Raw genomic sequence first — 12,290 nt, 5'->3', positions numbered from 1 at the left:
TCAGGCCGACTGACGGGCCTCGCGCTCCGTTTCCCGCTCGAGCAGGTCCACCATGTCGTTGAGTCCCTCGGACAGCACCGTGATGGTGTCGTCCAGACTCAGAAGCCCTGCCAGCGCGCCGCGCTCGTCCACCACCGGCAGGCGACGCATGCCGGCCTCGCGCATCTTGGTGACCGCCGAATGCAGATCCTCGCTTTCCAGGGCCAGGGGGATGTCGTCCTGCATCACCTCGGCCACGGTCACCGCCTCGCCGCTCAGGCCCTCTGCCCCGACCAACAGGGTCACGTCGCGGTCGCTGAGCATGCCGACGGGCACCTGGATGGTTTCGGCCTCGGCGGCCGTCGTCTCCGGCAACGCCTTCTTCCTGCGCCGCTTGCCGAACCAGCCCTTCTTCTGGCTGACCTGGGCGGCAGGGTTATGAGTCTGCTCTCGGATCACCACCAGACTGCGGACGCCGGCCTCGCGCATCTTCTCCACCGCCTCGGTCACGCTGGCGTCCGCCGTCACCGTGGCCACCTGGCGCTGGCAGACGTGCCTGACCGGCCGCCAGGCACGGCGGTGGGGCACGTATTTGTAAAGTTTGTGGATCATCTCCAGGAACCACTTGGGCCGTGCCAGCACCACGTAGAACAGCACCAGATCGGCCTCGGGGATCCCGATGGTGATCTCGTCGATGACCATCAGCAGGACGGTCCAGAGGATCACCTTGGTCTTGTAGGCACGTTCCTTTTTGGGTTTTTTCTTTTTCGCCGGGGTCTTGTCGGCCATGACTTTCCGTCCTCAGATCAAAATCAGCGGCTGACTTCCGCTTCGCGCTGAATTTCCCGCTGCAGCAGTTCCACCATGTCGTCGAGGCTGTGGGACAGCATAGCGATGGTGTCGTCCAGGCTCAACGTCCCGATCAGGTGACCGCGCTCGTCGACGATGGGCAACTGGCGGGCGCCGATCTCGCGCATCTTCTCCACCACCGCATGGACGTCCTGGTCGGCGCGGGCCACCACCGGATCGGGCGTCATGATCTCTTCGATCAGGGTGTCCTCCCACAACAGGCCCTGTCCTTCGACCCGAAGGGCCAGATCGCGGTCGGTGACGATTCCCACCGGCACCTGGATGCTTGTACCGGCGGTCTTGGCCAGCGCTTTGCCTTTTTTCCCCGCCGCTTTGTCTTCGGTTTCCGCGACTTCTTCTGCTTCCGGCACATAGGGCCGCGCCTCCACCACGATGAGGCTGCGCAGATGCTCGTCGCGCATCAACTGGGCCACTTCCAGCGCCCGGGCATCCGGGGCCACGGTGATCACATCCCGCTTGCAGATGTCGCCGACGGTGTGCCAGGACTGGCGGTCCGGCATATATTCGTATACCCGGTGAACCATTTCCAACAACCAACGGGGCAGGAAGATCAGCAGGGCGAGCAGGAAAACCTCGGCCAGCGGCAGACCGGGGGTAATCTCGTCGGCGACCATGAACAGAAAGATCCACAACAGGGCCCTGCCCTTGTAGGAACGCGATTTCTTCTTTTTCTTCCTGGCTTTTTTCCGTTGCGCCAGCGCCTGTCGCTCCGCCATGACTGCTTACTCGATCTGGAATTTTGCAAAAACGCCTTTATCTTAATGGGTTCGGAGCGAAATCGGAAACGCCGGGGCTGGACAAGCCCCGACCATAAACTATAATCGTTCTCATTAACTATTCCCTCAGAGCGCCATGACCCCGTCCCGACCTCTCAGCGGCATCCCAGCCGGCCGCCCGGTGCGCATCGTCGACGTCGCCGACAAACGCACCCGGCTGCGCCTCCTCAGTCTGGGGCTGGCCCCGGGCACGACGATCCAGGTATGGCGCAACCGCAACGGCTCGGTGGTGATCGGACGCCATCACGACCGCATGGCCGTCGGCCGCGATCTGGCCGAACGCATCCTGGTGCAGGAAGAAACCCCATGACCGCATACACCATCGCCCTGATCGGCAATCCCAATTCCGGCAAGACCTCGTTGTTCAACCGCCTGACCGGCGCCCGTCAGCGCACCGGCAACTGGCCGGGAGTGACGGTGGAGCGCAAGGAGGGCGACTATCGCTTCGGCGGCGCCACCTTCCGGGTCGTCGATCTCCCCGGCACCTACTCCCTCGACCCGGAGGAAACCTCCCCCGACGAGCGCATCGCCCGCGACTTCATCCTCTCCCGTCAGGCCGACGTGCTGGTCAACATCGCCGATGCCAGCCAGCTGGAGCGGGCCCTGTATCTGACCCTGCAGCTGGCGGAAACCGGCGTTCCCCAGGTCCTGGCGCTCAACATGATGGATCTGGCGGAAAGCCGCGGCATCGAGGTGGATGCCGCCGAGCTGAGCCGGCTGCTGGACACCCCGGTGGTGCCCATCGTCGCCCGGGACGGCACCGGCCTGGAGGACCTCAAGGCCGCCATCGCCCGCCAGGCCAGGGAGCCGGTTCCACCCAGGATCCAGATCACCTATCCCCCAGCACTGGAACAGGCCATCGCCCGGCTCACCCCGGCGCTGGCCCGGATCGCTCCCACACGGCCGGGACGCTGGCTGGCCCTGCATCTGCTCGCCGGTCACCCACCCCCCGAACCGCTACCGGAGACGCTCGCCGCCCAGATCGGGGAACTGCGCACCCGGTTGCAGGGAGAACTGGGCCCGGACCTGGACCTTGTCATCGCCGACGCCCGCTACCGCCAGGCCCACGAACTGGCCCGCCAGGTGACCCGCCGCCACATCACCGGCTCCCGCTCCCTGTCGGACCGCATCGACGCCGTGGTGCTCAACCGCTGGCTCGGGATGCCGGTGTTTCTGCTGGCCATGTACGCCTTGTTCACCTTCACCATCAACATCGGCGGCGCCTTCGTGGACTTTTTCGATCAAGCCGCCGGCGCCCTGTTCGTGGAGGGGATGAAGCGGCTGCTGGCCGGCTGGGGTGTGCCCACCTGGCTCCAGGTACTGCTGGCGGACGGGATCGGCGGGGGCATCCAGGTGGTCGCCACCTTCATTCCCATCATCGGCTTTCTGTACCTGTTTCTCACCTTTCTGGAAGACTCCGGCTACATGGCCCGGGCCGCCTTCATCATGGATCGGCTGATGCAGAGGCTGGGTCTGCCGGGCAAAGCGTTCGTGCCGCTGATCGTCGGCTTCGGCTGCAACGTCCCGGCGATCATGGCGACCCGTACCCTGGAACGGGAACGGGAACGCATTCTCACGGTGATGATGGCCCCGTTCATGTCCTGTGGGGCACGCCTGGCGGTCTATGCTCTGTTCGCCGCCGCCTTCTTCCCCCAGGGCGGACAGAACGTGGTGTTCCTCCTCTATCTGGTCGGCATCCTGGCGGCCATGGGCACCGCCTTTCTGCTCAAATCCACTTTGCTGCCGGGAGATCCGCAACCGCTGTTGCTGGAGCTGCCCGCCTACCAGCTGCCGAGCGGCCGCAACCTGCTGTTGCACAGCTGGCTGCGTCTCAAGGGGTTCGTCACCGACGCCGGCAAATACATCGTCGTCATGGTGATGGTGGTCAACCTCCTCAACGCTTGGGGCACCGACGGCCGCTTCGGCGACGTCGCCCCCCACCGCTCCATGCTGGCGGCCGCCGCCCAGGCCGTCACGCCGGCGCTACGCCCCCTGGGAATCGCAGACGACAACTGGCCGGCCACCGTCGGCATCCTTACCGGCGTTCTGGCCAAGGAAGTGGTGGTGGGGACCCTCGACACCCTCTACAGCCGTCTGGACGAGACCGCAGCACCTCTGGAAACGGAGACGACGGCTTTCGACTTGAAAGCCGAGCTGGCGGCGGCCATCGCCACCATTCCCGTCAATCTCCACGACAGTCTCGACGCCCTTGGCGATCCTCTGGGCCTGCGGGTGCTGGAAAGCGGGGGCGATCTGGAACAGGCGGCAACCGTTCAGGAAGTCCACCGCAGCACTTTCGGGGCCATGGTGCGCCATTTCGACGGCCGTATCGGCGCCTTCGCCTACCTGCTGTTCGTTCTGCTGTACAGCCCCTGCGTGGCCGCCACCGCCGCCATCCGCCGCGAGACCGGCAGCCGCTGGATGCTGTTCGCCCTGGGCTGGACCACCGGGCTGGCCTACGGCGTGGCCACCTTCTTCTATCAGGCCGCCACCCTGCCCCGCCATCCCCTGTCCTCGCTGGCCTGGATGGCCGCGGTCGCCGCCGCCCTGGCCCTGTTCTGGCTCAGCCTGCGGCTGCGGCGTCAGCCGCCCCCACCCCTGGCCCCCAGCGGCGGCGGACCCGGTCTGATCCACCGCAGCTGCTGCCGGTGATCCTCGAGCTCCGCTCCCTGCTGCGCCGCCAGCGGCAGATTCCCCTCAAGGAACTGGCCGAAGCTCTGGGCAGCGATCCGGAAACCGTCCGCCCCATGCTCGAACGCCTCATCCGCCGCGGCGAGGTGGAGAGGCTGCCGCCCGCCACTCCCTGCCCCGGCGGCTGCACCCTGTGCCCGCTGCAGACGGTGGAAATCTATCGCTGGATTGCCGACAATGAGGGGGAAACATGAATATGGGAGGAAATCCAGTGCGCAAGCTCGCATTTCTGTTCGCAACCGCGATCCTGCCCCTGGGTGCACAAGCCACCCCGCCGCCTTCCAACGGCATCAAGCTGCCGGCCACCTACAAACACTGGCAGGTGCTGGGGGTTTCCCACCGGGACGACAACCAGTCCCTGCGGGTGATCGTCGGCAACACCACCGCCATGACGGCCACCCGGAAAGGCAATACCCATCCCTGGCCGGACGGCGCCATCTTGGGGAAACTGGTCTGGAAGGACAGCCGCCACCCCTTGTGGCAGCCCGCCATCGTCCCGGGAACCCTGTCCCACATCGAATTCATGGTCAAGGACAGCAAAAAATACGCCGACACCGGCGGCTGGGGCTTCGCCCGCTGGGTGGGGATGGAACTCAAGCCCCTTGACAACGACGGCGGCAAGCCCTGCTTCGAATGCCACAAGGCCGCCGCCAAGACCGATTTCGTCTTCACCCGGCCGGCACCGTTACCCTGAATTCGGCGCGCCTGTCGTATCCAATAACTCCAGCCAGTGCCGCACCGGCCTGGTGGCCACCGGCGCCAGGTGCAGCAGGCAGCCGATGTTGGCGCTGGCGATGACATCCGGATCGCCGCTTTCCAAGGCGGCGATCTTTCGTGCCCGCAGCCGGGCGGCCAGCCTGGGTTGGAGCAGGGAATAGACGCCAGCGGAACCGCAGCACAGCTGGGCGTCGGGTACCGGCGTCAGCGCGAACCCCAAACGTTGCAGAATCCCTTCCACCACCCCGGCGAGGCGCTGGCCATGCTGCAGGGTGCAGGGAGACTGGAACGCCACTCGGCAGGGGGCGACCTGCAGCGGGCGCAGATCCAAACCTGCGAGAATTTCCGCCGGATCCCGGGCCAGCTCCGCGATCCGGCGGGCCTTGTCGCGATAGGCGGGGTCGCAGCCCAGCAGCTCGCCGTAATCCTTCACCATCACCCCGCAGCCGGAGGCGGTGACGAGGATGGCTTCCGCGCCCGCTTCCACGTGGGGCCACCAGGCGTCGATGTTGCGGCGGGCGAAATCGAGCCCCTCGGTCTGGGCGTCCAGATGATAGCTGAGGGCGCCGCAGCAGCCGGCTTCGGGCACCCGGATCAGGCTGATGCCGAGACAGTCGAACACCCGTGCGGCCGCCGCGTCGATGCCTGGTTCCAGCACCGACTGGACACAACCTTCCAGAATCAGCATCCGGCGCGGATGGCGCGGCGGCGGCCAGGTAAAGCGCCCGCCCCGCCCCAGACGGACGCGCAGTGAACGGGGCAGCAGCGGCCGCAGCGGTTCGACCAGCCGATACCACGGCCGCAGCCGCCGGGGATGGGGCAGCCAGAAGCGCAACGCCGCCCGCAGCAGACGCTGGCGCCAGGGACGCGGCACCGCCTGCGCCACCCAACCGCGCCCCAGATCCAGCAGGCGGCCGTAGGCCACGCCGGAAGGACAGGTGGTTTCACAGGCCCGGCAGGTCAGGCAACGGTCCAGGTGCTTCTGCAGGCTGGCGGTGGGGGGCAGACCTTCGAACAGGTCCTTGATCTGATAGATCCGCCCGCGGGGACCGTCCAGCTCGTCCCCCAACAGCCGGTAGGTGGGACAGGTGGCGTTACAGAAGCCGCAGTGGACACAGCCGCGGATGATATCGGCCGCCAGCCGGGCGACCGGATCCTGGCGATATTGAGAAGCGAGTTCGACCTGCATCAGAGATCCTCGTACATCCGGCCGGGATTGAGAATGCGCTTGGGATCGAAGGCTTCCTTGAGGGCTTTATGCAGCTTGAACAGCTGCGGCGGCAACGGCTGGAACACCGGATCGGCCGGACCGTGCCCCCGGAACCAGGTGGCGTGCCCCCCCGCCTGCGCCGCCGCTTGGAAAATGGCGTCCGGCTCAGCGGTGGTCCTGAGCCAGCGCTGGGCGCCGCCCCAGTCGAGCAGCCAGCGGCCCGGCAGGTCGGGGTTGGGGGCGGCCGGGGGCCAAGCCAGCCGCCACAGGGATTCTTCCCCTGCGGTGAAGAAGGCCAGGCGCTGCTCTCGCAGATCCAGCCAGAAACGGTTGTCAGGCAGATATTCCGCCCCCAGATCGGCCGCCGTTTCCTCGATCACCTCAGGCAGACCGCTGAGGCGCAAATATAAAAACGGCTCGTCATAGGCCAAACCGCTCAGGGGCAGATCGCGCCCCATCAGCTCCGCCATCGCGCCCAGCGCCTGCTGCGGCGGCAGGCGGCGGCGCAGGGTCACTTCCAGGGGCGGTTTGGGAAGCACCTTGAGCGACACCTCCAGGATGACGCCCAGCGTCCCCAGGGAACCGGCCAGCACCCGCGCCAGATCGAAGCCGGCCACGTTCTTCATCACCTGCCCCCCGAAGGACAACACCTCGCCGCGTCCCGTGAGCAGTCTGACGCCGAGGACGAAATCCCGCACCGCCCCGGCGAAGGGCCGCCGCGGCCCGGAAAGCCCCGCCGCCACCGCCCCGCCGACGGTGGCCGGGCAGAAATGGGGCGGTTCGAAACCGAGCATCTGCCCCTCGGCCGCCAATACCTGCTCCAGTTCCGCCAGCGGAGTGCCGCCGCGGACGGTCACCACCAGCTCGCTGGGCTGGTAAGCGACGACTCCCCGGTGTTCGCCCAGCGCCAACACCTCGCCTTCGACGGCACGGCCGTAGAACGCTTTGCTGCCGCCGCCGACGATCCGTAGCGACGTGCCACGACGGCAGGACGTCGATACCTGTTCCTGCAATGCTTCGGTCAAGTCCATATCAGAAACGCACCAGTTCAGGATGAGGCAACCGCCCCTGGTGTACGTGCATTCCGCCCAGTTCGGCACAGCGGGCCAGGGTGGGCACCGCCTTGCCGGGATTGAGCAGCCCCCGAGGATCGAACGCCTGTTTGACGGCGTGGAACAGGCGCAGCTCCCCTTCGCCGAATTGCCGGCACATGGAATCGAGTTTTTCCACCCCCACCCCGTGCTCGCCGGTGATGGTGCCGCCGACCTGGACGCACAGTTCCAGAATCTCCCGCCCCAGGCGCTCGACCTTCTCCAGCTCCCCGGCGGCGGCGTCGTACATGATGAGGGGATGGAGATTACCGTCCCCGGCATGAAAGACGTTGGCCACCCGCAGGCCGTATTTGTCCGCCAGCCGGGCGATTCCGGCCAGCACCTCGGCCACCCGGTGGCGGGGAATGGTGCCGTCCATACAGTAGTAGTCGGGGGTGATGCGGCCGATGGCGGGAAAGGCGGACTTGCGCCCCTGCCAGAAGCGCTGCCGCTCGGCCTCGTCCTGGGCCACCTGCACCCGGAAAGCGCCGTGACGCTCGAACTGACGGCGGGCAGCGGCCGCTTCCGCCTCCACCTGGGCCTCAGGGCCATCCAGTTCGCAGATCACCAGCGCGGCCGCCTCGCGGGGATAACCCGCCTGGAGATAATCCTCCACCGCGACGATGGCGGGCCGGTCCATCATCTCCATCGCCGCCGGAATCAGCCCGGCCTCGATCACCGCCGCCACCGCGTCCGCAGCCGCCGCCACCGTGGAGAAGGCCGCCAGCAGGGTGCGGGTGCAACCCGGAAGCGGCAACAGGCGCACGGTGATCTCCGTCACCACCGCCAGCAGTCCCTCGGAACCGTGCACCAGAGCCAGAAGGTCATAGCCGGGCCCGTCGAGCCCGGCACTTCCCAGAATCACCGTCTCCCCCTCCATCGTCAGGCAGCGCAGGGCGATCACGTTGTGCACCGTCAGGCCGTATTTCAGACAATGGATGCCGCCGGCGTTCTCGGCCACGTTGCCGCCGATGCTGCAGGCGATCTGCGACGAGGGATCGGGGGCGTAATACAGCCCGTGAGGACGAGCCGCCCCGCTGATGGCGAGATTGCGCACCCCGGGCTGGACCCGAGCGGTGCGGCCCAACGGGTCCAGTTCCAGAATCCGGTCGAAGCGCGCCAGGCTCACCAGCAGCCCTTCCTCCAGAGGCAGCGCGCCGCCGGAAAGCCCGGTGCCGGCGCCGCGCACCACCAGGGGTACCTTTTCGTCATGGCACAGTTTCAAGATCCGAACCAGCTGGGATTCGTGTTCCGGCAGTACCACCAGCCAGGGCACGCGCCGGTAGGCGGTCAGGCCGTCGCACTCGTAGGGTTTCAGCTCCTCCGGTCGCCGCAGGATCGCCTCGTCGGGCACGATCGCCTGCAGGCGGCGGATCATCGCGTCACGCCGGGTCATGGTCCGTCTCCCTGCGGACGAAGAAGCGGTGCAACAGGAAACCGGCGGCGAATCCCCCCAGATGCCCCCACCAGGCCGCCCCCGCGCCGGCGGTGGTGGCTTGATAGGCCTGGAAAATGACCCACAACCCCAAAAACAGGATCGCCGGCACCGGAACGAACAGGGGGAACGGGAAAATCCACACGATCACCTGGGCGTGGGGGAAGAGGTAGAAGTAGGCGGCCATCACCCCGGCGATGGCGCCGGAAGCCCCCACCGCCGCGAGGGTGGCATCGGCGTTGATGGCCATGTGCACGCCATTGGCGATCAGACCGCACAGCAGGTAATAAACCAGGAATCGCCCCGACCCCATGCGGTCCTCGACGTTGTCGCCGAAGATCCACAACAACCAGGCATTGAAAATGATGTGCGGCCAACCGCCGTGGAGAAACAGGTTGGTGAGGAAGGGCCAATAGTCATTCGGATCGAGCCCGACCCAGGCGGCCCATTCGGGATGGGTGTAGCGGGCCGGCACCAGACCGTAGAGATAGAGGATCTTGAGGCGGATCTCCTCCGGCAGCCACCACAGATAAAGGAAGATCGTGACGTTGATGCCGATCAGGCACCAGGTCACCCACGGCGTGCGGTGGCAGGGGATCGTGTCGCGCAGTGGGATCATTCGCCCAAAGACTGCGCCGCCCAGGCACGCAGATCGATGAGGCTGTCCATCGCACCCAGTGTCGCCACGGCGACGAAGGCGTACTGGGGCACGAACAGCAGCGCCCCGTAAACCAGGATCATCCACAGGCCGCTGGCGTTTTGCAGGTCCAGCAGGCAGTGCAGGATCGCCAGGCCCTGGATGGTGTAGACCGCCAGGCTCACCAGCAGCAGATCGACCATCAGCACCTTGTCGATGTAGCCGGCGCCCCAGATCAGGGCGATCGCCAACGGCAGCAGCCAGCGCGGCAGGCGCAGGTGATAGAACTCCTCACCGAACCCGCCGGGATTGTAGAGCAGCGCCTGCCACCAGCGGGCCAGGGCCAGCGCGGCGAAGACGCACAAGGCGTACAACATCGCCACCAGGCCGTTGAGCAGACGCAGGGTACCCTCGCGCTCGAAACCGTAAACGGTCGCCCCCTTGACGTTGGCGACCGCCAGCGCCAACCAGTGCTTCCAGAACGCCGTTACGTCACCGGTCAGGGCATGGGTCAGCCCCACATAGGCGACCATCAGCGCCCACAGGGTCAGCAGCGCAACCCCCTGGGAAAACGTGTTGCGCAGCACCAGAGCCACGGGCATCAGCGGCAGCCACAGAACGAAACTCAAGGGGAACGGGAAACCGGGGCGCGGCGGCAGCCACATGAAACCCAGCCAGGTCAACACCGCGGCACCGATCAGGACCAGCCCCCCCTCCCACAACCCCCGGCGCAGGACCACCAGGGCAATGACCGCGCCACTGACCACGATCAAAGGGAGGAAATAGATACCGATCAGCGCGCAGACAGCGGCCACCGCCATGGCGCGCCAGCGACTGGCCATGATGAAAGCAGCGATTTCTTCCATGAGGTCTCCTCGCAAAGCCCGGCAAGGCATCAGTATAAAACAAAAAACCCCGGCCGGGCGCGGGCCCGACCGGGGTTGGCGTCAATGCCGTTTCAGATCCTGAAAGGTCTTACTTGGACAGGGTGAAGACGCTCAGCACGCCACCCAGCTGGGTGACCTTCTCCAGCGAGCGGTAGGCACCGACGGCGCCCAGACCTTCGGTCTCGCCTTCGAGGCCGGCAGCCATGCCGATGCCGGCCCAGCCACCGAGGCCGGACAGCACGCCGATGTACTGCTTGCCTTCGAACATCCAGGTGTTCGGGTTGCCGATGATGCCGGACGGGGTCTTGAACTTGTACAGTTCTTTACCGGTCTTGGCATCGCGCACCTTCAGGTAGCCTTCCAGGGTGCCGTGAACCACGATGTCACCCTTGGTGGCGAGCACGCCGCTCCACACCGAGAAGGGCTCCTTGTAGGACCAGACGATCTTGCCGGTCTTGGCGTCCCAGGCGGTGAACTGACCCAGGTTGTGGGAGCCGTCCTTCTTGCCGGTGAACACGTCGCGGCCGGCCGGGAACATGGTCAGAGTGGCGCCCACGTACGGCTGGCCCGGGGTGTATTCCACCTCGAAGGGCTCGTAGTTCATGCACAGGTGGTTGCCCGGCACGTAGAACAGACCGGTGCGCGGCGAATAGGCCACCGGACCCTGGTTCTTGGAACCGAGCGCCGCCGGACACACGTCCTCGGTGGTCACGTCTTCGCCGTTCTCCTCGGTGCTGTACTTGGGATCGACCACCGGGCGGCCGGTCTTCATGTCCACGTACTTGGCCCAGTTGACCGACTTGTCGTACTTCTCGGCCACCAGCACCTCGCCGGTTTCGCGGTCGAGGGTGTAGGCGAAGCCGTTGCGGTCGAAGTGGACCAGGGTCTTGCGCATCTTGCCGCCGATCTTCTGATCGACCAGCACCATTTCGTTGATGCCGTCGTAGTCCCACTCGTCGTGCGGGGTCATCTGATAGACCCACTTGGCCACGCCGGTGTCGGCATCGCGGGCCCAGATGGTCATGGACCACTTGTTGTCACCCGGGCGCTGCACCGGATTCCAGGTGCCGGGGTTGCCGGAGCCGTAGTAGATCAGGTTGAGCTGCGGATCGTAGCTGTACCAACCCCAGGTGGTGCCGCCGCCGATCTTCCACTGGTCCCCTTCCCAGGTCTTGAGGGAGGAATTCTTGCCGACCGGCTGCAGGCCCTTGTCCTTGCCCATCCAGGTCATGGTCTTGTTCGGGTCGAGGCCGACTTCGTCGTCGGGACCGGTGCTGTACTTCTTCCACACCAGCTTGCCGTCCTTGAGGCTGTAGGCGGCGATGAAACCGCGGACCCCGAACTCACCCCCGGAGATGCCGGTAAGCACCTTGTCCTTGACCACCAGCGGGGCGTTGGTGTTGGTCATGCCCAGCTTGGGATCGCCGTTCTTGACCTGCCAGACCACCTTGCCGGTCTTGGCGTCGAGGGCGGTCAGGGTAGTGTCGGCCTGCTGGACGATGATCTTGCCGTCGCCATAGGCCAGACCACGGTTGACCACGTCACAGCACATCACCGGGATGGTGGTGTCGGCATCCTGGGTCGGGACGTACTGCCAGATGATGGTCTGGGTCTTGGGATCGATGGCGATGACCTTGTTGGGGAAGGGGGTGTGGACGTAGAGCACGCCGTTGATGAACAGCGGGCCGCCTTCATGGCCCTTCAACACGCCAGTGGAAAAAGTCCAGGCGGGCATCAGCTTGGAGGCGTTCCGGTTGTTGATCTGGTCCAGCTCGCTGTAGCGGGTGCCCCAGTAATTGCCGCCCCAGACAGGCCAGTTGGCCGGATTCTTGGACAGCTTGATCACCTCCTGGTTGGCCTGGGCGCCGCTCGCCAGCAGAGCGGTAGCGACTGCGGACGCGATCAGGCCGTTTTTCAGGGTTTTCTTCATGAGATCCTCCTCGTTGTTTTTGGAAGGTGGTCGGGATCGAAATTTTGCGGCCGGGTGGGAACTTTTC

12 protein-coding genes are annotated in these 12,290 nt (G+C 65.9%); 4 read left to right on the top strand and 8 right to left on the bottom strand.

The features are described 5' to 3' along the window. Both MIN45_RS08705 and MIN45_RS08700 read right to left on the bottom strand, forming a co-directional pair. Positions 1–768, bottom strand: a complete 768-nt coding sequence (locus MIN45_RS08705; RefSeq protein ID WP_286291595.1) for a CBS domain-containing protein — start codon at positions 766–768, stop codon at positions 1–3. A 23-nt stretch (positions 769–791) separates the two neighbouring features. Beyond that, positions 792–1,565: a CBS domain-containing protein gene (locus MIN45_RS08700; protein WP_286291594.1), complete on the bottom strand. Its 774-nt coding sequence runs from the start codon at positions 1,563–1,565 to the stop codon at positions 792–794. 136 nt (positions 1,566–1,701) lie between these two features. Between MIN45_RS08700 and MIN45_RS08695 the strand changes: the two genes are divergently transcribed. Genes MIN45_RS08695 through MIN45_RS08680 form a run of 4 tightly spaced genes read left to right on the top strand, consistent with a single transcriptional unit; the run spans position 1,702 to position 5,010 of the window. Beyond that, on the top strand, positions 1,702–1,935 hold the full coding sequence (locus MIN45_RS08695; RefSeq protein ID WP_286291593.1) for a FeoA family protein: 234 nt from the start codon (positions 1,702–1,704) through the stop codon (positions 1,933–1,935). Further along, the gene (feoB, locus tag MIN45_RS08690) at positions 1,932–4,277 is read left to right on the top strand and encodes a Fe(2+) transporter permease subunit FeoB (protein WP_286291592.1); all 2,346 of its coding nucleotides are present in this window, start codon (positions 1,932–1,934) and stop codon (positions 4,275–4,277) included. The genes MIN45_RS08695 and feoB overlap by 4 nt, the downstream gene beginning before the upstream one ends. After that, positions 4,274–4,510, top strand: a complete 237-nt coding sequence (locus MIN45_RS08685) for a FeoC-like transcriptional regulator (RefSeq protein ID WP_286291591.1) — start codon at positions 4,274–4,276, stop codon at positions 4,508–4,510. Before feoB ends, MIN45_RS08685 begins: the two co-directional genes overlap by 4 nt. 17 nt (positions 4,511–4,527) lie before the next feature. Then, complete coding sequence (locus MIN45_RS08680) at positions 4,528–5,010, top strand: cytochrome P460 family protein (protein WP_286291590.1); 483 nt, start codon at positions 4,528–4,530, stop codon at positions 5,008–5,010. Here MIN45_RS08680 and glcF read toward each other — a convergent pair. The 6 genes from glcF to MIN45_RS08650 form a co-directional block, all read right to left on the bottom strand. Then, positions 5,002–6,222, bottom strand: coding sequence for a glycolate oxidase subunit GlcF (glcF, locus tag MIN45_RS08675; RefSeq protein ID WP_286291589.1), 1,221 nt, complete (start codon positions 6,220–6,222; stop codon positions 5,002–5,004). The genes MIN45_RS08680 and glcF overlap by 9 nt on opposite strands. Further along, the gene (gene glcE, locus MIN45_RS08670) at positions 6,222–7,274 is read right to left on the bottom strand and encodes a glycolate oxidase subunit GlcE (RefSeq protein WP_286291588.1); all 1,053 of its coding nucleotides are present in this window, start codon (positions 7,272–7,274) and stop codon (positions 6,222–6,224) included. Before glcE ends, glcF begins: the two co-directional genes overlap by 1 nt. Before the next feature lies 1 nt (position 7,275). After that, positions 7,276–8,730, bottom strand: coding sequence for an FAD-linked oxidase C-terminal domain-containing protein (locus MIN45_RS08665; RefSeq protein WP_286291585.1), 1,455 nt, complete (start codon positions 8,728–8,730; stop codon positions 7,276–7,278). Beyond that, positions 8,717–9,388, bottom strand: coding sequence for a rhomboid family intramembrane serine protease (locus MIN45_RS08660; protein ID WP_286291583.1), 672 nt, complete (start codon positions 9,386–9,388; stop codon positions 8,717–8,719). Before MIN45_RS08660 ends, MIN45_RS08665 begins: the two co-directional genes overlap by 14 nt. Beyond that, positions 9,385–10,272 (bottom strand): DUF2232 domain-containing protein, encoded by an 888-nt coding sequence (locus MIN45_RS08655; protein ID WP_286291581.1) that lies wholly within the window; start codon positions 10,270–10,272, stop codon positions 9,385–9,387. Before MIN45_RS08655 ends, MIN45_RS08660 begins: the two co-directional genes overlap by 4 nt. A 109-nt stretch (positions 10,273–10,381) precedes the next feature. Beyond that, the gene (locus MIN45_RS08650; protein WP_286291580.1) at positions 10,382–12,223 is read right to left on the bottom strand and encodes a methanol/ethanol family PQQ-dependent dehydrogenase; all 1,842 of its coding nucleotides are present in this window, start codon (positions 12,221–12,223) and stop codon (positions 10,382–10,384) included. Positions 12,224–12,290 lie beyond the last annotated feature (67 nt).

The sequence above is a fragment of the Methylomarinovum tepidoasis genome (assembly GCF_030294985.1).
GTDB lineage: Bacteria > Pseudomonadota > Gammaproteobacteria > Methylococcales > Methylothermaceae > Methylohalobius > Methylohalobius tepidoasis.
The sequence above is the reverse complement of the archived record's forward strand: the minus strand, read 5'-3'. Positions and strand labels throughout refer to the sequence as shown.

Coding starts and splice junctions, on each gene's coding strand:
- MIN45_RS08705 (WP_286291595.1), bottom strand. CDS start 768: ATGGCCGACAAGACCCCGGCGAAAAAGAAAAAACCCAAAAAGGAACGT.
- MIN45_RS08700 (WP_286291594.1), bottom strand. CDS start 1,565: ATGGCGGAGCGACAGGCGCTGGCGCAACGGAAAAAAGCCAGGAAGAAA.
- MIN45_RS08695 (WP_286291593.1), top strand. CDS start 1,702: ATGACCCCGTCCCGACCTCTCAGCGGCATCCCAGCCGGCCGCCCGGTG.
- feoB (WP_286291592.1), top strand. CDS start 1,932: ATGACCGCATACACCATCGCCCTGATCGGCAATCCCAATTCCGGCAAG.
- glcF (WP_286291589.1), bottom strand. CDS start 6,222: ATGCAGGTCGAACTCGCTTCTCAATATCGCCAGGATCCGGTCGCCCGG.
- glcE (WP_286291588.1), bottom strand. CDS start 7,274: ATGGACTTGACCGAAGCATTGCAGGAACAGGTATCGACGTCCTGCCGT.
- MIN45_RS08665 (WP_286291585.1), bottom strand. CDS start 8,730: ATGACCCGGCGTGACGCGATGATCCGCCGCCTGCAGGCGATCGTGCCC.
- MIN45_RS08660 (WP_286291583.1), bottom strand. CDS start 9,388: ATGATCCCACTGCGCGACACGATCCCCTGCCACCGCACGCCGTGGGTG.
- MIN45_RS08655 (WP_286291581.1), bottom strand. CDS start 10,272: ATGGAAGAAATCGCTGCTTTCATCATGGCCAGTCGCTGGCGCGCCATG.
- MIN45_RS08650 (WP_286291580.1), bottom strand. CDS start 12,223: ATGAAGAAAACCCTGAAAAACGGCCTGATCGCGTCCGCAGTCGCTACC.